Source organism: Fictibacillus sp. 5RED26 (genome assembly GCF_015903895.1).
Lineage (GTDB): Bacteria > Bacillota > Bacilli > Bacillales > Fictibacillaceae > Fictibacillus > Fictibacillus phosphorivorans.
Window position 1 is genome coordinate 149,532 of the sequence record NZ_JACZDU010000003.1, and the last position, 20,350, is coordinate 169,881.

Consider the following 20,350-nt stretch of genomic DNA (forward strand, 5'->3'; position numbering starts at 1 on the left):
ACTTACCCTATTCATTCAAGAAAGTAACACCATTACCTGCAAAAATCTCCCTAAGTTATTTAGCTTTTGTTTTCATGATTCTTTGGTTTTGACCAATCTAAAATGAAGACAACGATTACATAAAGCAAGGGTATAATGAGATTTTTAATAATTGCAGTTCTTTATATCTGTAAAAGTCGAAAGCAATTAATGTTAAATAAATCGGTACAAAATAAAATAAATATTTTTGGACTCTCCCCTTCTTCACACCTCTAATATATATTTATGCTTCATTTCGACTTACTTAAATGACTATATATGACCATATATTTTTATTGTAATACGATTACTGGAAACTTACACTTAAAAGAAAAGGAGAATATTACACACTATGACTTTATCACTTCCAAAAGCATTAGAACCTTATAGGAGCGACATCGAGAAAACGGTTGTTCCTTTTGTTAAAATACAAGCTACACGTCAGTCCACCTCTTTAAAAGTCAGCAAAATTGGAGGATCTCCTTACTTGCCTGAAGGAGTCTCTTATCCTTTAGATTCTTCCGGATTACCAATGGCTCTTCTCTGCCAACTTAATTTTGAGGAAATCCCTAATCTCGAACACTTCCCAACGACTGGGATTTTGCAATTCTATCTTTCTAAAAATGATGATGTGATGGGTATGGATTTTGATAACCCGACTAATCAAAGTAATTTCCGCGTCATCTATCATGAGAACATTGAGCCGCCTCACGCAATAGACTCTTTCACTTCGGAAAATTCGATAGAGGAGCACCTTCCTTACAATGGTGAATACCGTTTATCTTTTTTCTTGTCAAAAGAAGCACTTGGTGTAAGTGATTTTCAGTTTGAAGAAAGTTATGAATCTATTGATATGGATCAGGTAACAGGTGAAGAGAATATGTGGGGAGAAGAAACGCTATATGACCTTTTTTGTGAAAGTGTTGAGAACATGGGCCACAAAATAGGGGGATACGCATTCTTTACGCAAACGGACCCACGTGATTATGGAACCCAATTTGATGATTACCGCATTACGTTGCTTCAGATTGATACAGATGACGAAGGTGAGAATGACATCATGTGGGGAGATGCAGGTGTAGGCAACTTTTTTATTACGAAAGAAGATTTAAGAAATAAGGACTTTTCTCGCGTTCTATTCAACTGGGATTGTCATTAATAGAAAAAAGGGCAACTTGGTGGTTGCCCTTTTCTTTTAGAAGCTACTTCAGTACGATATTCCCCACATACTCTGAACTCCCATTTTTTGTACTGAATTCAACAACTAATACATAATGACCAGGATCATTCGTAAAGGAAAATGAATGATCGTTTGGAGTTAAGGACGTTAACTCTATTTTCTTATCACCTTGCCATAATGATACTTCGATCGTCTCATTCGTGTATTCTCCGCCATCTTCTTTGTTTTCTAGTAAGATTAATTCAGCTGATTGGTTAGGCGAAACCTTGATTTCTTTTTGTTCACTAGCTAGCATTAAAGGGTTCTCTACTTTATTCTTAAACTCCTTGTCTTCTGTCTTCCAATTAACATTTGCTTTCTTTAAAGAATATACGTCTTCGTTAACGCTAAGTCTTATCTCTGGTGGTCCGGCATCATAGTCTTCTCCAATACAAGCAGTTAATAAAACAATAAAAAAGATTCCTGCTATCACATTTAAGTATCGTCTCATAATACGCCTACTCCTTCTCCTAGACTGCCGTTTAGATTGATCGTTTAAAGAGTTGATTGAAAATTTGTCTAGCTATCACATAGCAAAAGGCACCAATTGGAACAACCAACAGATCAACCCATATTCCATTCTGATATTGTTCTGGGTTCTGAAAGTAAGCTAAAAACATGATCCCACCGATAAAAATTGAGGGAGTAAAAAAGAATACCCATGGATTCATTATATATTTCATCTTCACTGAACTTAATTGTATGGCTTCATAAATTAGTTCAGCCATCCCTGCTACGAAGAAAATAATGAAGAAACCCCCTAAAACACTGGATAAAGGTGCTATGTTATCGGCTCCTGGATTGTAATGCTCCATGATCATATAAGAAAGCACACAAAAAACGAGGGTAACGAATACGGTGTTCCAGAGAAAACGTGAAATCTTATAAAAGGGATATACTGCTTTTTTCATTTCCCAATTCATTTTTTTCTCGTTTCCGAATGCCTTTATGGCAATCTGTAACGATTCTTGCTCAGAGTATCCCTTTATCATCAACTCATTCATGTGATCATTTAGGTGCTGTATCATCTCTTCTCGAATGTCCTCTTTCTCTTCTAACGGTAGACCTTCTACGATTACATCGATATATTGATCTAAATTCTTCATAACAAGCCCTCCAACGTTTTATCCATAAGCTCATTAATTTGTTTCCAATCTTTTCGCTTTTCCGTTAGGATTTTTCGTCCAGTTGATGTTAAAGAATAATATTTACGCCGATTACCATCAGTTCCTTGTTTCCAATAAGAAGTCACACACTCTTTTTTCTCTAACCTTTTTAAAGCAGGATAAAGGGTTCCCTCGTTCATGGAGAATTCTTCGTTACTTAATATTCGTAAATTCCTTGTCATTTCGTAGCCATAACTATCTCGATCAACTAATAGTGAAAGAAGCAAGATTTCTATGCTCCCCTTCAATAGTTCTTTATCCATGTTCAACCTCCAATATTTTCTAATTATATTGTAATACGATGTACATCGTATTACAAGGGTGTTACCCCAAAAAAACAGGGCATTTTAATAGTACCCCGTGTTTTGTTTAATTGTCCTTTAGTTTGTTAAAATTCTTTACTCTCTCCACTATAGCGAATTTCACGAAATCCTAGTGTCCTCGTTAACTTTGGCACATGTAAAATTAAGAACATCGATCGAGCGGAACTGAAAAGAATAAAAGCTAACCATAATCCATGATTATCTAAACGTGCTGCTAAGAAAAGAGAAATTAAGAAAACGAGTAATGCTAGAATCATAGTATTACGTAATGAAGAGGCTTCTGTTGCTCCTACAAAAATTCCATGAAGTACAACTCCAAAGCTTGAGACGAGCGGAAAACATACGATCCAAGCTTCGTACGTACCTACTTCATGAAGTACTTCAGGTATCGAGGTGAACATTTGGTGTATCTGATCATTGAATAAGTAATATACACTTGAAATGATGAGTGATGAGATAACTGCCCATTGAAAAGTGAGTCTTATCGTTGTTTGATAAAGTGTCTTATCGTTAGAACCTATTGCTCTTCCTGTTAATATACTTGAAGCATTGGCGAATCCATCATATATATACGCCATGATGTAGTGGATCTGAATCAAGATGGCGTTTGCCGCAAGAATCTCTGTACCGAAAGTGCCTCCTTTTGCCGTAAAAACATTAAACACAATTAATAAGCATAATGTTCGAATGAATAGATCTCTGTTCATCCTCATCATTTTTTTATAAGAAGATAGATCGATTGATTTTATTTGGAGAATCTTTTTACGTTGCTTAGCGGGAATCGCTTTCCAAACAATGAATAGACCGATTACGAAAGTAGAGACCTCCGAAATCAATGTAGCCGCTGCAACCCCTCCCACGCCCCATGAGAAGACTTTAACAAATAGAATATCAAGTACAATGTTCGTTACGTTCATGTACATTTGAAGGAACAAAGTTTTCTTAATCATTGCCAGTCCCATCATCCATCCTATGATTACATAATTGAGCAGTCCGAATGGTACACCCCATATACGAATCGCAAAATAATCTGTTGCTAGAGACTGAACGACTGGATCAGATGTCAACAGCGGTAGAAACTGTTCTTTTATCGGATATTGGAGTGCTACTAAAATTGCGCTTATGCTGAGTGCCAGGAGCAAAGGTCTACTGAGTGAACGTAAAATATCTTCCTCATTTTTTGTTCCATGTGCTTGTGCAGCAAATCCAGATGTACTCACTCTCAAAAATCCAAACAGCCAATACATCGTATTAAAGATAATCGTGCCGACTGCCACTCCAGCTATGTAAGAGGAATCATCCAGCTGTCCAACAACAGCCGTATCAACTGCACCAAGGAGAGGAGTCGTGATGGTTGTAAGAATCAGCGGTAGTGCCAATCCTAAGTATTTCGAATGATTCAATAAAGTTCATCCTCCTAAAATAAATAAAACCAGCACTTTGTTTAAACAAGTGTTGGTTCTCTTCCATTACTGGTCTTGTTCCATACTCATCTCTACTAGCATTTTTGTATAAGGATGACGAGCTGTGGAAAAAAGTTCTCTCGTTAAAAATGCATCAACTAAGATACCATCCTTTAATACCACGATTCGTTCGCACATGAATTGGACTGCAGCGATATCATGCGAGATGAATAGAACAGAGAGGTTCAAGTCTCGCTGTAACTTCTTTAACAGATTGAGGACTTGTGCTTGTACAGAAACATCCAGACTTGAAGTAGGTTCATCGCACACCAGCAGATCTGGTTCTAAGCTAATTCCCCTCGCTACGGCTATCCTTTGTTTTTGTCCACCACTTAGTTGGTGTGGATATCTCTCCAGAAGTTCAGGTGACAGGCCCACTTTTTGAAACAAGACTTCGGCCATCTTCTTACGATCATGTCTTACTTCTTTTAAAAATGAAGGGATAGCGTCTGGATAATTTTCTAACGGTTCAACCACAGACTTCCACACAGGAAGTTTAGGGTTTAATGACCCGGCAGGATCTTGAAACACGATTTGAAGGTGACGCCTGAATGCTTTTAAAGCTTGTACTTTTAGCGTGTGGAGGTTATTCCCTCTAAAATGTACATCTCCTTGATCAGGTTTCTCTAGCCCTAAAATGATCTTACCAAGAGTACTCTTACCACTGCCACTCTCTCCAATGATCCCTATGCTTTCACCAGCATTAACGTAGAGTGAAATATCACGTAAAGCTGGTTTTGAGTGATACGTCTTCGAGATTGAATTAACGTGTAACATACCGTTCTTCCCTTTCTGCATTCACCAGATGACAGGCAGCCGAATGGTCTGTTCCTAAGCTACTCATTGGCACTATGTTGCTGCAGGATTTCATAACACTCGGACATCTTTTCGAAAAAGGACACCCCTCTTCAGCTATTAATCCAGGTTCACCAAGCATAGTCGTCAATTCATGTTGAATATGCTTATTCAATCTGAGCCTCGACTGAAGTAATAGATTTGTATAAGGATGGATAGGATCCGCCACTACAGCTCTAGTTTTTCCTATTTCTACAATTTGTCCACCGTACATAACGCCAACTGTTTGCGTCCGGTTAATAATATGTTTCAGGTCGTGTGAGATTAGGAGAATTGAGCAATTCAACTCTTCTTTAAGTTCAGACAGGAGATCTAGAATTCTTTCTCCGGTTAACACGTCTAGAGCAGTTGTTGGTTCATCTGCAATGATCAGTTTCGGCTGAAACATTATGGCTGATGCGATAGAAGCTCTCTGCAATTGTCCGCCACTAAGTTCATCAGGAAAGCTGTTAAATACACGTTCTGCAGGTAAGTGGACTTTGTTCAGCCAATGAATAGCCACTTTCTTTGCTTCTTTTCTACTCATGTCAGTGTGACATCTTATAATCTCAATAAATTGCTTTCCAACTTTTATGAATGGAGTAAAAAAGCTTTGATAGTTTTGTGAGAGGTAAGCAATATCACGACCGCGAATATTTCTTAGCTCTTTTTCACTTAACGACGTGATCTCTGATTGACCAAATATAACAGATCCGCTTGTAACTTCCAGAGACTTAGAAAGCATTCCCAAAATCACGGTTGCCGTCAAACTTTTTCCACTGCCGCTTTCTCCGACTAACCCAAATATTTCACCTTGAGGAATAGAAAAATTTAGATTGCGGATTAACTTTTCCCTGCTGTTACGCACAGTCACAGAAAGGTTTTCCACAACGAGCATATTATTCTCACATGAAGTTGTCGTTTTGTTCTCAAACATTGCAAACCTCCTCTCTATCGACTTTTAACATCCCATTTGTCACGCAATCCTTCACCCATCAAGTTAAATGCTAATACCACAAAAAAGATGGCTAAACCTGGGTAAATCATTAATTCTGGCGCACTCTGAAAATAAGGTCTTCCATCATTTAACATCGCTCCCCATTCTGGAGCTGGTGGCTGCGCACCTAATCCAAGGTAAGATAAGGAAGAGATTGTAAGGATCACTTTTCCGATATCAAGGGTAGCAAGGACAAGTACAGGAGAAACAATTTGCGGAAACATATGTCTTCGGATAATCTTCCACCTAGAGCTTCCCCCAACTTTTGCAGCTAGAACATAATCTTTGTTTCGTTCAGTGATTACGATACTTCTTACGACCCTTGTATAAGCAATCCACTTAACAAAAACAATCGAAATCATAAGATTCGTCAAACTTGGTCCTAAGAATCCAGCGATAGCTATCGCTAAAATAAATTCTGGAAGAGCAAGTATACCATCTGCTAAACGCATAAACCCTGTATCCAATCGACCACCAATATAACCGATTACGAGACCGATTGGAATTCCGATTAGTGCAACAGTCACTACAACAAGAGCCGTTATACCAAGTGTTGACTGGGCACCGACTATGAGTCTTGAAAATATACATCTTCCCATATGGTCAGTTCCAAAAGGGTAAACGCTACTCGGTGGGGCAAGTCGTTCAGACATATTCGCTGTGAAGGGATCATTTGGAACGATAAACGGTCCAATCAATGTGACCAAGGTGATGATCATAAAAAATATAATCCCACACTGAATCAGTAAATTTTGTTTCTTGAAGAAAAATGGAATTTGATTTATTCTAGGCATCTGAATATTCATTTCATAATGCCTCCTCTCTTCGTTTCATTCTTGGATCAATCACATAGTAAGATAGGTCAACGATTAAGTTTGCTAGAACTACAAATACTCCAGTTAATAGGACGTACCCTTGAATGACCGGATAATCCCGATTAAGTATGGCGTCAATAGCTAGACTACCTAATCCTGGCCACGAAAAAAGAATCTCAACCACTACTGCTCCACCTAAAAAGCTTCCTAAACTCAAACCAAATATCGTGAGAACAGGAAGGATAGCCGCTCTAAACGCGTGCAACCACAAAATTCTCCACTCTTTTACACCTCTTGCTCTTGCTGCGTAAACATAGTCTTCAGACAAACTTTGCAGAAGACCTGCTCGTAGCAATCTCGCATAAATAACAGCATAAGTAAAACCTAACGTGAAAGCAGGTAAGATGATTTGAGGATACGACCCGATACCTGAGGAAGGTAGAACACCAAGCTTAAATGCGAAAAAATAGATTAAAATGAGGCCTAGCCAAAAACTAGGAATAGATGCCCCAACTAATGCTAGGATTCGACTGAACTGGTCTGGCCATCTGTTCACATATTTCGCTGACCACACGCCAAGTGGAACTGTAATGCAAAGCATGAGGGTCATAGCGAAAAAAGTAAGTTCAGCTGTAATGGGTAGTCGCGTTAACAATTCTTCGACAACCGGTTTTCCCGTCATATATGATTTTCCTAGATCAAACTGCATTAGGTTGAGCATCCATCTGCCATATTGTATATACAGAGGCTGATCAAAGCCGAGCTTATTTCTAAGCTCAGCTTGATCTTCTTCTGTTACGACCATTTCATCGGCATTTAGGATGGTAAGAACAGGATCTCCTGGTGCCATCTTCATCAATGTAAACGTAAATAGGGATAGAATGAATAAAACAACAATCAGCTGTATAACCCTATTCTTTATAATCGTAAACACATTATTTCACATCCATATTGTGTGTTAGAATATAATACTCCTCTGCCGTAGGCTCCCAGTTCACAATGCGTTTGTTCATTCCAATAATGATATTTGGATAAACTGCATAGCTGTGGGCAACTTCTTTGTTGATTACCTTTGCTGCTTCTTGAGTTAGCTTTGTACGTTCATCTAAATCTGTTGTTCGGTTTAACTCTTGTATTAGAGTGTTGAGTTCAGGAATGTTAATCTTTCCAACATTTAATGCTCCGGTTTCTGTAAATGCCGTGTTAAAGAAGTAGCTTCCGTCTCCTCTTGGAGAGGTATTGTTACTGTACGTCGCTAGATCCCAGTCTTTGTTTTCAGCTAGATGCGTATCTGCATTCTCAACCGTCTTAATGTTAATTTTAATTCCTGCTTTACTTGCGTCAGACTGTAAAAGCTGCGCGATTAAAGGAAGTTCTGGACGAGCTTTATACGTAACTAGTTCAAGAGCTAACGGTTTCCCGCCTTTCTCCATTAAACCTTCTGCATTCTCTTTATAACCCGCTTGTGTTAAAAGGCTTTTAGCTTTTTCCACATTCAATTCTGAAACTTCTTCATCTAGTCCAAACGGTAATGTACTGTTAAATGGACCGTTTGCCTCAAGACCATGTCCTAGCATGATGTCTTTTGCCACACTCTCACGGTCAAGCAACAAATCAAGCGCTTGTCTTACCTTCAAGTCCTTAACGTTTTCGCTTTGACTGTTATAAAGAACAAAATGTGCACGTAGTCCAGGAATAGATTTCACATTAAGTTTATTATCTTTTTTTATCGCATCTAAACTCTCTGCAGGGAGATTGTAAACAACATCAGCTTCTTTAGACTGAAGTGCCAGTGCTCTAACGTTAGCATCTTCATTAAATTTAATCATAGCTGAATCTAGTTTCGGCTCACCTGCCCAATAATTTTCGTTCTTCTCTACTTCAACAAATTGATTAGCTTTAAATTCTTTGACTTTAAAAGCACCTGTACCAACAGGATTATTTTTAAATGCTTCTTCTCCATCCTTATTCGCTGCTTCCATATTTACAATTGATGTATAAGGATTTACTAGTTCAGAAGGAAGCGCAGGATAGGGCTCAGTAGTATTGATCGTAAGTGTTTGTCGATCCGCTTCCATCGATTTAATCTTGAGTGAACCTTCTAAAGATTCATTCGCTTTTAAACTTCTCTCTAATGATTGTTTCACAGATTCAGCATCAAGTTTTTTACCATCTTGGAATTTTACATCATCACGAATGTCAAATACCCACTTTTGATTATCTGCTGTTTCCCATTTTTCAGCTAACCAGCCTTCAATGTTTGATTTCTCATCTAGTTTTAATAGGGTTTCTGTTATTCCAGCACGAATCGGAATAAATCCAGTGTGAGGGTCTAAGTCTGCTGCTTTAAAGCTGAAGATCATGTTAACGTTCTTTTCTTTATCTTCTTGTTTCTCTGTGCTTTTTTGCGTGGTTGAACAACCAGCGATGAATACAAGAACCAAACATAATATACCTACTAAAATATTTTTATAGTTTCTCATTCATTTACCTTCCTTGCCTGTTAGTTTATAATCGTAATCATTACGGTTTGAAAATCAAAAAAATAATGGTTAAAGTATATTGAAAGATGCAATACCTATGTATTAAGTAATCTGGAACACTAAAAAACGAAGTAATCATAAAATCTACTACACCCTTGTACGAGGTGTTCTTTATGCTCGCCCTTCTGTTCCTTGTTAATTGCTACCCCCTCACTCCCACTTTAATCGTCATCATTACGATTTGCATATCGAATTCTATCATTTATTAAATTTGTCGTCAATCTCTGAACGAATAAAACTATAAAAAACCCATCAGTGATGGGTTTGAGAGATTTGTATAAGTATGAGCATATAGAGTGGATATGACGATTTAAGAGCCAGATGACTTACTTCCCGAACCAAAGCCTGAACCTGATTGAGAACCGGTTGATGAAGGAGATGTTGTCACGTTCGTACTCGGCTTTGTTGCTGGTTTAACGGTTGAAGGAGCAGTTGTAGCAGGTTTCGTAAAGGTAACTTTTCCTGCAGGTTTCACTTTGGTCGTATTCGCTAACAAGAATATCCACCACGGAAAAGAGCTTTCATTAGCATAATAGTTGGATTCCAGAGTAGATTCTCCGTTTTCATAGACATCATCTAAGAAAATGATAAGCTCATCCTCTTGATATTCCAGTCCGTTTTCTTCTATATAATTCTCCATTGCTTCTAAGTCCATATCTGGAAATTGAGATTGCAAATGATCTAGTTCAATCTCCTCTTCAACAGAATCATCATAGGTTGGCTCTTCCGAATAAGAGGTTGAGTAGGTTTCATCTTCAGTGTAAGTTGATTCATCTTGAACAGCTATATCTTCTCTAGAACTGCAGGCACTTAACGCAACAGCTGCAGACAATATGCCTCCAATTAGCTTTTTTGTCTTTGTCATTGTGGTTATCCCCTTTTTCGTATGGTCCTCAATGAGATAATGAGGAGTGTACCCCTATTTGAAGTAAAAGCGCACGATTTGAATTCCTTCATTTATAACCTTAGCTCGCCAATTTTAGACAACTTCTCTTTAAACCATATAATTATGTTTTTTCTCTTCAACACTTCGTCAATTATCCAAAAGAATAAAGAACAAAGTATAGATTGCGTGAAGAATATATTCCATACTATATTTTCCAAATCATATCCGTGTTCTCCTATTTGAATGAATATTAAGAATATCAACCCAAAAAGAATATGAAAAATACCTGATAATAAAAGTTTAAAAGTTGGATGAACCCATCTAATCATGTAATCAGACAATATGGAAGAAAATGAACCATATAAGATAACTATTGGTATTATATAAAACGCTATAAATACAAAAATCTACACCTATAATCGCAAAATTCAATAAGGTTATAAAGAAACTAGTTGTCAGAGCAGCTATTCCTTTTCTTATAAGAATTATTTTTCCTCCATTCGTCTAAATCGATTAGTCTAGGTAGCTTTTTTATAATCTTGGATCGATTGAATCTGCTTCTAATGCAATAGTAGCAAGAACACACTCATGAATTCTTTCAATGGAATCCTCTTTTACAAATCTATTTATTCCTTCCATTCCAAGTGCAAATTCCATTAAAGCAAATTTTTGTTTCTTAGTTACGTTACGCTGTTTAAGACGTTTAAGATTTTCGGGAAGCAAGTAGTCCATGCCATAAATGATATGAAGATATTTTCGCCCACGGACCTTAATAGCAGGCTGAAGAATTGAGCCCTTAACATTCTTAGTAATAAAAAATTCAGGTTTAACCACAAATCCTTCATGGCCTTCTTCAGTCATCTCTTCCCACCAACGAATGGCATCCTTTTGGGAAGCTTCATCACTTACGATTTTATATTCTGTTTCGATAAACAAATCAGATATTGTACTAAGTTCCTTGTTCATTTCCATATGCCATGAATGTGGCATGTTAAAGAATGTCTTATGACTGTGAGCTAATACATGAAAAGGTGCAATCTGTATGCCATCAAGTCCATTTGTATTCCAACAATACTTTTGAAATACTTCTCTAAAAGTTAGAGCGTTACTCAATCTCTTATCGGTTTCCAAAATCCAAGATTCTACATCTCTTCCTTGTTCTAAAGCAGAACCTAAGCTTTCTTTTAGCTTACTACGGTCCATAATAGCTGCTTCTGCTACATGTGCGTATTGAGAACTTATGAGTTCATTAGCTTTTAAATTCCAAGGAAGAATCTCTGCATCCAAAAGTACAAAGTCTGTATCATACTTTTCAAAATATCCACTTTGTATCAAGCCTTTGTTTAACCTTTTTAAGATTTCTGCTTGTGTTTCCTTAGAAAAGAAAGGCCTTCCGTTTCGGGTATTGATCGTCCCTAAAGTCTGTCTTCCTAAATACTTTTCTGCTGCCTCGTTATCCTTAAAGAGCAATAAAATTCCTCTACTACCCATGTGCTTTTTTTGTACTACCATCGTTTCTATTCCGTTCGTACGATAATAGTCAAACGCTTCTGCTGGATGCTCCAAATAATCTTCTAGTTTCGAAGGTTCTGGTGTCGGACTCATGGTCGGTGGAATATAAATTAATTCCTCAATTGGTACAGTAAAGTGAGATACTGAATCAATCGCCGACTTGACTACTCCATCCTTTACTTTAATTTGACCAAAATGCTCTGTTAATACGGAATAACCTTTAATAAATCTTGCTATGTTTGGAGGATTTAATCGCATAGATTTCCATGCGGAAAGCGGATTATCAGCCATATCAGAATAATCTTGTTTGGCTTTAATCGATACAAATCGTTTTTCTGGATACCTGAAAGCAGTCAGTGAGCCACCAAATACTACTCCTTGATCAATATTAATCGTATTATTAATCACTAAAGGCTGCACTTTAGGATCATGTCCCCAAATTATTAATTCTTTACTTTGATGTCCAGTAAACCAATCTTTACGAACAGGTTTTAAGTTGTCATCTGAATGAGCCGTATCTCCATAACGACAGAAATCTGAAACGGTAAATGATTGCTTTCCGATGTATTCATCTTTTATTCCTGCATGAGCAGCAACTGCAACTCTTATGCCATTCTTTTTGAACACATAATGAGAAGGAGCGCTTAATAAGAATTCTTTAAGTTCTGTTTTTAGTATGTTCGCCTTTTCGATTCCATGTGTACTCGCATATTGATCAAATTCTTCTGCAACTTTTTCATCGCCATGAGATAATGTTACGCTTCTGCCACCTAGCCATCTTGCAATCTTCCAACCGTGGTTGCTGTCTATCATATATGCTACGCCAGCATCTACATGTTTTTTGAAGAAAATCATACTCTCAATTGATTTAGGTCCCCTGCTCATCACATCACCGACAGACACGAACTTTCTTCCTTCAGGATGGATGAATAAATCGTCACCGTTCGGCTCATAACCTAAAGAATTTAATAATTCGAGCAGTTCATCATAACAAGCATGAACATCACCAATAAAATCAATTCCTCTATCAATATCGACTTCTATAGGATTTGTGTATCTAGTAAGCAATAACTCTTTAATTTCATTATGTTTAACGAAGTACTCATGGTGAAAACCTTCTTTTTTTATAAATCTCTTATTCTTAGAAAAAACTTGGACTTGTTGCTTAATCCTTTTCTTCCCTCTAGGATTATCCCTGCGTTCATCTCTTAACATTAATTCATCTATAGGAGTATCCAATACAATCGCTACTGAAGGAACATGATTTTTTTTGGCCAACTCAATATATTTCAACCGATCATCAGAGTAGAGGTGAGTCGCATCAATTATCGTTAGCTTGTTTAGAGATGCTCTTGTTTCGATAATAGAGTCCATAGATTGAAAAGCTTTTTGTGAGAGAGTCTGATATGTATTCATTAATACATCTGCTTCATCTTTTGGACGATTTCCCCATTCTATAAAGTCAGTATCTCCTATGAGTAAACGAAATTGATCTGAACTTACAACTTCTGAGGCTATAATCAAGCCTTGCTCGATCCAATTATTCATAAGTGTTGTTTTACCACTGTTTGAAGGTCCAATTAGTAAAACGATTCCGGCACAAGGTAACTGTATCTTCATACTCACTTGATTCCTTCCTCCTTTCTTGTAAACGTACACATCTGTGTAGGAAATCCATGCTCTTTATGCTCATCACCTATCCCCTCAATTTGAAGGGAATACGGGTATTCTTCAGACCAATTCTCACACCATTGATTAAACTCTTTCCTTGACCACTCAAATCGGTGATCTTTATGGCGAATTGCTTCGTTCATATCATATACGGTGTTGTAATCACGATTTGGCGTTGTAATGACTAGTGTACTTGGTTGATATTCTCTGAAGATGTTCTTCATAATACTTGGTAAGCGGAACTCATCGATATGTTCAATAACTTCACATAATACCATAACGTCTTTTCCTCGCAGCCTCTCATCGTAGTAGAATAAGGAGCCAAGTACAGGAGTTGGAATTACAAATGAACGATCTTTATCTATCTTTTCAAATCGTTGTAATGCCCTTAATTGTGCAGTTTCCGAAGGTTCAACTGCTAGGATTTCTTTTATGCCATGTAATGTGGCTAATCGAACGGAAAGTTTGCCTTCTCCAGAACCCAAATCTACTATTCTTTCTTTTGATTTCAAATGTTTTACCTTATCAGTTATTGCATCATAACGAAGTTCGTTCAATCTCACTTTTGGTGTTTCAAATTGAACACCCTCTTTTTTCTCTTTTACTACAACAGTTGGTACGTTGACTTTTTTTATCACATCTTTAAAACGAAGAGAACGTTCAACAATATGATCTTTTAAAGGATGATTCTCTAACCAACCTTCACCATAATTATTTAATTTCTCAATCTCTCTTTCATCAATAAAGTAGTGCTTAAAATTATCTAGAACAGGTATGATGACAAACAGATGACGAAGTGCATATTGAACAGTCATGTACCCATTTAGATGTATGTATCTTGCAGGCTTTGTTCGATTCATTTCAAACTCATAATTTGAAACAAGCTCTTCAATTTCTACTGAATATCCTAGAGGTTCAAATAAGTTTTTGATCATTTGATTTGAATAATCAGTAGCTACTGGACCAAAACCTAATTTCATGTCAAATTTATGATCCACCCAACTTAAGAATTCTTCTTTCGGCTTTCCGTTCAATGCAGTTCCCAAAGCAGAACGTATATAGGAGCAAAACAAACTGCTCACTACAAATTCTCTATCATTTATATATTGAGTAATATCATAATGACTTGGACTATTCCTAACTAGTTCTATCGGATCCGGTGTAACAAATATATGTGCTTCCGCTTCGTTTTCATTGGAAGAAGCAAACACTAACCTAACTCGGTTACCTTTTTCGTCTCGATCATATATGTTATTGGGATTCTTTGCTAACAATCGGGATAAATATTCAGAACCTTCTCCCTGTACTTTCAAACTTAGTTGCATAATTCTTTTACCCCCTTCATTCATTTCATTGAAATATTATCCTTTCTATTTTAGCATGTAGTTTCTACTTTTTTACAAATACAAAAGATATAAAATAGAGAAATTCCATAATATGTTATAATTCAATTCAATACATGGTGAACTTATTGATGATGCGTAAACTATGTGAATATCATACATACAATATGAGAACAGCTCATACCGATATTTGTTAAACAGAACGGAGGCCTTGTTTGGATATAATATTTATTACTCTTTTTCTGCTAGGATTTTTGATTATCATTCTTGGATGGTACCGTAAACGGAACGAACAAACTAAACATTATACTTGGCTTAGTTACATTTCTATTGGGTTATCAATCACATTAATTCTGTTGATGTACAATCTAAAAGGAGCGGTTTTAGCTTTCTCAATGGCAATAGGATCACCCATTGCCTTTGTATTTAGCTTAGTTTCACTTTTTATGAAGAATGAAAAGATATTGCTAGCTTCTATTGGATTACTTATATCAATAATTTTGATTGGTATCGTTACACTTGCTGGAATATTTATATTTACACCTGGAAAACCGTAAAGTCTTACATTAACGATAGGACTTCCAAAGATAGAAGCTTCCGTTTAAGTTCCATCAATCTTCGCTGCAAAAAAACAAGTACCTTTTTTCTCTTGGAAGGAAAGTTTTTTTCAGGAGGTAAAGCTTATTAGAGGGATATGTATATTGATGAAGGCACTGATAGAAAGAACATGTGACCATAGTGCATTTTAATAAAAACACCCAATTATTTGTGTTTGCATACCATACTTACAAAGTTGGCAAACGCCTAAGAAGAGGTGAAGCACCTTATGGTTTCATATATGGATTATACATCTCCCTCTACTCAATTTACGTTTGATGTAAATACGAGTCCACTGTTCAAAAAAGACAGCCGAAATTATATCAATGTATTAGGTATTAACCAGTTGAATACTTTAGAAGACGTATCATTATTAGACATCTTTATGAGTACGAGCAATGTTGTTGAGCCTCATTATCATCAGAATGCAGCAGAACTTGTCTATTGTATCTCAGGCTCTGTTCTTGTATCGATCCTGAATCCATTTACCAAACAGTTATTGAACTTCAAGATCACACCTGGCCAAGTGGCAAACGTTCCTCAAGGCTGGTGGCATTATGAAATCGCTTTAGAAGATAACACTCATATTCTAGCGATTTTTAATGCACCGACTCCACAAGTTATTCTCGGTTCAGATATACTGAGATTCACCCCTGCTAATGTTATGGCGCATACGTATTGTCTTGACGAGAATCAATGGAAAGAAACCGTTGCCCCTGTTCAACCTTCTACTTATATAGGACCTTACACGAACTGTCAGCGAAACGGTGAATATACCTACCATGCAAACCATGAACAAACCTATCAGCAGATGCAATATGTTCAACAGCATCCTGAAACTCCGTACGTTCAGCCTTATCGGAATGTTTGGTGGAGGGGATAAAAGGACAGCAAACCGACCCGTAAGGAACTGGTCGGTTTGCTGTGTTTTCATAGGTATTCGTTAAAATCTATTTTGTTGATCGACTGCTTTCTGGAGGTTCTTGCATACATAAATGTTTAATATCGCTATGCTTAACTCTAGATTTCAAACCCTTCTTTTTATTATGTTTATCAACCAAAACAGCTAAAACAATGATAATAGTCAACGGGATTAAAAAGTATAACCAAAACATGAGTCGACTTCCTTTCTCTATTTGCTTCTCAGATTATAAGACTGTTGAAATGATGTAAGATTAGTCATCTTTTGCACGTATAACAATATTGCCATACCTCACAAATCGCTTTAAAGAATTATCTTTGGAAGGTTTTTCTTGGTCTAAATAAAATTCACGTCGTCCATTTATAACGAACAATATGAATAATAGTGTGATACCTGCAAGCCCCAAGAAGAACCAAAACATAACACTCCACCTTTCTTATATAAAAAAAAGTCATTATCAGAGGATGTTATTATAATTATATTAAATTTACTTAATTTTACAAATATTAATGGTAAAATAAGGTTGTTTTTATTAAAAAATTATTGGGGGTTATGTTCAAGGTATGGAAATAATGTACTTAGGTCTCTTTTTAACTCTATTTTTATATATCGGAGTCCCTATTCTTGTCTTAATATTTCTCATTAAAGTTGTGGATTGGCAAGTAGAGCAGATTCGTCAACGTAAGTTAAGGTATGAGTACTATGAAAAGAAAAGTCAAAAAAAAGGGAATCTTGTTTGATTTCCTTTTTTCTAGCCTTCTACATTGCAGCAAACGCAGTGGTATACATCGTATCCATGAGTGCGCTACAGTCTTCTATCGTAACCTTATAGTATGTATAAAAAATTTTAAAATATGGTGATATCCCGCAAATACAAATACTAATCATGGATAAAGTCATCCAACTATTGCTGTTCTTGCGCAATAAATTTGCAACTGGCAAAATCCAAGCAATCATTCCAAACGCCTCCATAAATTTGTCATTACTGTTACATGTTTTCTCTAAATTCTAATGAAAACCCTCTATGTATATTTGTTTAAAGGGTATTAAAATAAAAAGCAGCAAAAATGTTCCAAGCTCCGTGCAATAAAATAGGAATAGAAAGAGAACGAGTAAATTGATAGATAACAGCCAATAAGATGCCAAACACAAAAATTTCTATTGTGTAAGATAAGGACATAGACAAGTGAGCGAAAGTAAATGTTAGAGAAGATACAAAGAGTCCTATAACCATTCCCCTTGTTTCGTACAATTTCCGATAGATAATTCCTCTAAAAAGGGCTTCTTCAAAAACAGGTGCTATTACTCCAGTTCCCAAAAGAAATAAGACTATTTGCCATTTTTCGGCTAATGGGTATTGAGAAATAGGACTTGATAGTATGTCCCACGTACTTTCAAGTTGGATTTGAAATAACCAACTGCATAAGAAAATCATTAACACAAATCCTCCAATGAGCCAAGCGTAATTGGTCCACTTAATTAACGCTCTGATGCTCCAAGAGCTCATTAAATAAGCACGGGTTGGACTGTATGTTATAAGACCAATTATAAAACACAATTCTATGATTGCAGAACCATTATACCAAGTGAAAAACCTGATATTTGATTGCTTATAAAGAACCACTCCCAAAGCCATACAACCAATCATCACAAATAAAATACCCACTACTTGCTTCCAAGTGAGGATTTGTTCATGAACTTGCATTTTTTCTAAACTTGGCTCCAATATTCTTGCCCCCTTTTCTTTATTTGCAATAAAATAATCACAATTAATAATAATCTTATCAATAAGATACCATAAAATGTAAATTATATCGTATCACATAAAAAACAATATTCTTTGTGAAAAAAGCATAAAAAAACACTGTAACCAACCGATGGTTACAGTGCTAAGATGATTATTTCTTCATTAGTGAAACACGAAAAGGATACAGGTTTGCTGTCATGATCTTCCCCTTGACTGCTGGATCATTTTCCATGAATTCTTGTGCTTCTTCTTCGTTTGTATTTTGAAGAATAACAACACCAAACGATGCATCTAGACATGGTCCAGCCAATACCAATTTTCCCTTCTCTAACAAATCTTGAAGGTACAGAAAATGAGATTGAAGCTTTTCTTGTTCCTCTTGTGTTTGATTTTCCATTAAATCTGCTCTTATTGGTTTAATTTGATATAGAAATTCAGTGATTTCCAAATGTATCTCTCCCTTTAGAGAAAGAATTCTATCGGTTTATGAAAAATCCTTTAATTGCAACTATCTTCTTTTTTTAGATCCTTCAGACTTTCTCTGCATGTTTTTCTCGTTTTTTGGAGCAGTTCGTTTAGTTGATGGTCCTTTATTAGCACCTTCTTCTACGATGACTTGTCCTTTTTCAAGCAGCTGCTTTTGAAGAGGTACGTTCATCTTCGCAGTCCATTTTTTCACAGAAGTTAGTTCTGCTTTCGTTACTAAGGAAACGACTGTACCTTCTTTGCCCATACGCCCTGTTCTTCCAGATCGGTGGACGTATTGCTTTACGTCTTCTGGCATTTCAAAATGAACAACGTGTGTAACGTCAGGAATATCTAATCCACGTGTCGCAACATCTGTTGTTAGAAGAACAGGAATCTTTCCATTCTTAAAGTCGTTGATTACTTTTTGACGATCTTGTTTAGTTGAATTACCCGCCAATACACCTAGCTTGATCTTCTTGTACTCAAGTTTTGTTGCGAACTCATCCATCTTCATCGAACTATTGATGAAGACCATCGCTTTAATTCCAGGAGTATGACGAATAAGTTTGCGCAAGTTTTCGACTTTATCACGGTAATCAGACACCATAAACGTATGCGAGACTTCGCTCTTTACTAAGTCTTTTTCTACTTTAACGATAACTGGTGCTACTGCTAATTTTCTTGACCAGTCTTCTGTTTTGTTATTGATCGTAGCGGATACGAATACAAGCTGACGGTCTTTTAAAGTAGCTGCGATTACTTGTTCAACGTCTCCGTTAAATCCAGCTTCAATAATGTGATCCGCTTCATCGATCACAATGGTTTTTACTTCATGCACTTTAAGTTTTTTATTTTGGATCAATTCTTTTACTCGCCCAGGAGTACCTACGATAAATTGTGGTTTCTTTTTCAATTTATCCAACTGACGCTGCATGTTTGCTCCACCAATGAGAGATGCCCCGCTTAGTCCGCTGTTTTCGCTGAACTTCTGACATACATCGTATATTTGCATAGCTAGTTCTCGTGTTGGCGCTAAAAAGAGAACTTGAGCATTCTTAATTTCTGGGTTTAACTTTGATAGTGCAGGCAATGCATAAGCAAGGGTCTTGCCTGTTCCAGTTGGTGATTCGATGATTAAATCTTTGTTTTCTAACTGCTCAGGTATTGCTCGTTCTTGAATATCTGTAAATGCTGAAAATCCGCTTTTGTTCCAAGCGTTTTGGATAAATTCCGGAAAGTTTTGTAGCGATTGTGTCATTTTTTATACCCCTTAAAATATTCATTCATTTCTTTCATTGATGCAATTAATTGTTCAAGTACGGATGAAATTCGCTCAGGTTCTTCTTCAACAACCGGCTTCTGCAATTGTATAGAAATCGTGTTGGTAAATACATGTCTTGGTTGTCCATATATATAAGTAAGTTTTTGCTGAATGTCACCTTTTAAATCTCCGCTTCCCCATTTTTTCAGTATGGATTGAAGTTGTTTGCAATCTGTTTCAATTTCATAAACGGGAGTCTCAATCACACAGGATAACTTACTGCCTGCTCCTTCAGGATTATCGTTTAACTTCTCCATAGCCAGGTCTTCTAGATTTGAAGTTAAGGAAATCGTCCCTCTCATAGATTCCCCGATTGCAGAAACTACAAAATCAATACAATAATTTCTTTCGATGATTGCTTGATCCATTAAATCTTTACGATTAATGATCTCAATTTCTCTTGAAAAATCAAGGTCGTACACAGCTCCTTCGAGCACAACCTTTAGATTATCATAAACAGATGGATGATACATCTTGTTCTCTCCCTAATTTTTAAAAACAATAT

The 20,350-nt window shown here is 36.6% G+C and carries 19 protein-coding genes; 3 read left to right on the top strand and 16 right to left on the bottom strand.

What is annotated here, in order from left to right; genetic code table 11:
• Positions 1 to 370: 370 nt before the first annotated feature.
• Positions 371 to 1,177 (top strand): YwqG family protein, encoded by an 807-nt coding sequence (locus tag IHV10_RS13520; protein ID WP_197130478.1) that lies wholly within the window; start codon positions 371 to 373, stop codon positions 1,175 to 1,177.
• Between the two features lie 43 nt (positions 1,178 to 1,220).
• Here IHV10_RS13520 and IHV10_RS13525 read toward each other — a convergent pair whose 3' ends face one another.
• The 12 genes from IHV10_RS13525 to IHV10_RS13580 form a co-directional block, all read right to left on the bottom strand.
• Positions 1,221 to 1,688 (bottom strand): hypothetical protein, encoded by a 468-nt coding sequence (locus IHV10_RS13525; protein WP_197130481.1) that lies wholly within the window; start codon positions 1,686 to 1,688, stop codon positions 1,221 to 1,223.
• 31 nt (positions 1,689 to 1,719) lie between these two features.
• Complete coding sequence (locus IHV10_RS13530) at positions 1,720 to 2,343, bottom strand: permease prefix domain 1-containing protein (RefSeq protein WP_197130484.1); 624 nt, start codon at positions 2,341 to 2,343, stop codon at positions 1,720 to 1,722.
• A complete protein-coding gene (locus IHV10_RS13535; RefSeq protein ID WP_197130487.1) occupies positions 2,340 to 2,666 on the bottom strand; it encodes a PadR family transcriptional regulator in 327 nt (108 codons plus the stop codon). Before IHV10_RS13535 ends, IHV10_RS13530 begins: the two co-directional genes overlap by 4 nt.
• Before the next feature lie 125 nt (positions 2,667 to 2,791).
• Positions 2,792 to 4,129 carry an MATE family efflux transporter gene (locus IHV10_RS13540; protein ID WP_197130490.1) on the bottom strand — a complete coding sequence of 446 codons (1,338 nt, stop codon included), beginning with the start codon at positions 4,127 to 4,129 and terminating at the stop codon, positions 2,792 to 2,794.
• A gap of 66 nt (positions 4,130 to 4,195) precedes the next feature.
• Positions 4,196 to 4,966, bottom strand: a complete 771-nt coding sequence (locus IHV10_RS13545; protein ID WP_197130493.1) for an ABC transporter ATP-binding protein — start codon at positions 4,964 to 4,966, stop codon at positions 4,196 to 4,198.
• The gene (locus IHV10_RS13550; RefSeq protein ID WP_197130496.1) at positions 4,953 to 5,960 is read right to left on the bottom strand and encodes an ABC transporter ATP-binding protein; all 1,008 of its coding nucleotides are present in this window, start codon (positions 5,958 to 5,960) and stop codon (positions 4,953 to 4,955) included. Before IHV10_RS13550 ends, IHV10_RS13545 begins: the two co-directional genes overlap by 14 nt.
• 14 nt (positions 5,961 to 5,974) lie before the next feature.
• The gene (nikC, locus tag IHV10_RS13555) at positions 5,975 to 6,826 is read right to left on the bottom strand and encodes a nickel transporter permease (RefSeq protein ID WP_197130499.1); all 852 of its coding nucleotides are present in this window, start codon (positions 6,824 to 6,826) and stop codon (positions 5,975 to 5,977) included.
• A 1-nt stretch (position 6,827) separates the two neighbouring features.
• Entirely contained in the window at positions 6,828 to 7,769 is a 942-nt protein-coding gene (gene nikB / locus IHV10_RS13560) for a nickel ABC transporter permease (protein WP_370629670.1), read from the bottom strand.
• 1 nt (position 7,770) lies between these two features.
• Entirely contained in the window at positions 7,771 to 9,318 is a 1,548-nt protein-coding gene (gene nikA, locus IHV10_RS13565; protein ID WP_197130502.1) for a nickel ABC transporter substrate-binding protein, read from the bottom strand.
• 370 nt (positions 9,319 to 9,688) lie between these two features.
• A complete protein-coding gene (locus IHV10_RS13570) occupies positions 9,689 to 10,243 on the bottom strand; it encodes a hypothetical protein (RefSeq protein WP_197130505.1) in 555 nt (184 codons plus the stop codon).
• A gap of 552 nt (positions 10,244 to 10,795) precedes the next feature.
• Positions 10,796 to 13,396, bottom strand: coding sequence for a polynucleotide kinase-phosphatase (locus IHV10_RS13575; protein ID WP_197131176.1), 2,601 nt, complete (start codon positions 13,394 to 13,396; stop codon positions 10,796 to 10,798).
• A gap of 2 nt (positions 13,397 to 13,398) precedes the next feature.
• Positions 13,399 to 14,772, bottom strand: coding sequence for a 3' terminal RNA ribose 2'-O-methyltransferase Hen1 (locus IHV10_RS13580; protein WP_197130508.1), 1,374 nt, complete (start codon positions 14,770 to 14,772; stop codon positions 13,399 to 13,401).
• 233 nt (positions 14,773 to 15,005) lie between these two features.
• On the opposite strand from IHV10_RS13580, the gene IHV10_RS13585 reads away from it, so the two are divergent.
• Positions 15,006 to 15,347: a hypothetical protein gene (locus tag IHV10_RS13585; RefSeq protein WP_197130512.1), complete on the top strand. Its 342-nt coding sequence runs from the start codon at positions 15,006 to 15,008 to the stop codon at positions 15,345 to 15,347.
• 269 nt (positions 15,348 to 15,616) lie between these two features.
• Entirely contained in the window at positions 15,617 to 16,270 is a 654-nt protein-coding gene (locus IHV10_RS13590; RefSeq protein ID WP_197130515.1) for a cupin domain-containing protein, read from the top strand.
• A gap of 1,075 nt (positions 16,271 to 17,345) precedes the next feature.
• On the opposite strand, the gene IHV10_RS13595 is transcribed toward IHV10_RS13590, so the two are convergent.
• The 4 genes from IHV10_RS13595 to IHV10_RS13610 form a co-directional block, all read right to left on the bottom strand.
• Positions 17,346 to 18,035 (bottom strand): CPBP family intramembrane glutamic endopeptidase, encoded by a 690-nt coding sequence (locus IHV10_RS13595; protein ID WP_197130517.1) that lies wholly within the window; start codon positions 18,033 to 18,035, stop codon positions 17,346 to 17,348.
• Between the two features lie 172 nt (positions 18,036 to 18,207).
• Positions 18,208 to 18,504, bottom strand: a complete 297-nt coding sequence (locus IHV10_RS13600) for a YciI family protein (protein WP_197130522.1) — start codon at positions 18,502 to 18,504, stop codon at positions 18,208 to 18,210.
• Positions 18,505 to 18,564: 60 nt separating this feature from the next.
• Entirely contained in the window at positions 18,565 to 19,782 is a 1,218-nt protein-coding gene (locus tag IHV10_RS13605) for a DEAD/DEAH box helicase (RefSeq protein ID WP_197130524.1), read from the bottom strand.
• Positions 19,779 to 20,318 (bottom strand): hypothetical protein, encoded by a 540-nt coding sequence (locus IHV10_RS13610; RefSeq protein ID WP_197130528.1) that lies wholly within the window; start codon positions 20,316 to 20,318, stop codon positions 19,779 to 19,781. The genes IHV10_RS13605 and IHV10_RS13610 overlap by 4 nt, the downstream gene beginning before the upstream one ends.
• Positions 20,319 to 20,350 lie beyond the last annotated feature (32 nt).

Excerpts from the sequence above, each read along its gene's own strand:
- IHV10_RS13525 (WP_197130481.1), bottom strand. The coding sequence starts at position 1,688 with ATGAGACGATACTTAAATGTGATAGCAGGAATCTTTTTTATTGTTTTA.
- IHV10_RS13590 (WP_197130515.1), top strand. The coding sequence starts at position 15,617 with ATGGTTTCATATATGGATTATACATCTCCCTCTACTCAATTTACGTTT.
- IHV10_RS13575 (WP_197131176.1), bottom strand. The coding sequence starts at position 13,396 with ATGAAGATACAGTTACCTTGTGCCGGAATCGTTTTACTAATTGGACCT.
- nikC (WP_197130499.1), bottom strand. The coding sequence starts at position 6,826 with ATGAATATTCAGATGCCTAGAATAAATCAAATTCCATTTTTCTTCAAG.
- IHV10_RS13550 (WP_197130496.1), bottom strand. The coding sequence starts at position 5,960 with ATGTTTGAGAACAAAACGACAACTTCATGTGAGAATAATATGCTCGTT.
- IHV10_RS13610 (WP_197130528.1), bottom strand. The coding sequence starts at position 20,318 with ATGTATCATCCATCTGTTTATGATAATCTAAAGGTTGTGCTCGAAGGA.
- IHV10_RS13570 (WP_197130505.1), bottom strand. The coding sequence starts at position 10,243 with ATGACAAAGACAAAAAAGCTAATTGGAGGCATATTGTCTGCAGCTGTT.
- IHV10_RS13530 (WP_197130484.1), bottom strand. The coding sequence starts at position 2,343 with ATGAAGAATTTAGATCAATATATCGATGTAATCGTAGAAGGTCTACCG.
- IHV10_RS13535 (WP_197130487.1), bottom strand. The coding sequence starts at position 2,666 with ATGGATAAAGAACTATTGAAGGGGAGCATAGAAATCTTGCTTCTTTCA.
- IHV10_RS13520 (WP_197130478.1), top strand. The coding sequence starts at position 371 with ATGACTTTATCACTTCCAAAAGCATTAGAACCTTATAGGAGCGACATC.
- IHV10_RS13580 (WP_197130508.1), bottom strand. The coding sequence starts at position 14,772 with ATGCAACTAAGTTTGAAAGTACAGGGAGAAGGTTCTGAATATTTATCC.
- IHV10_RS13605 (WP_197130524.1), bottom strand. The coding sequence starts at position 19,782 with ATGACACAATCGCTACAAAACTTTCCGGAATTTATCCAAAACGCTTGG.
- nikA (WP_197130502.1), bottom strand. The coding sequence starts at position 9,318 with ATGAGAAACTATAAAAATATTTTAGTAGGTATATTATGTTTGGTTCTT.
- IHV10_RS13545 (WP_197130493.1), bottom strand. The coding sequence starts at position 4,966 with ATGTTACACGTTAATTCAATCTCGAAGACGTATCACTCAAAACCAGCT.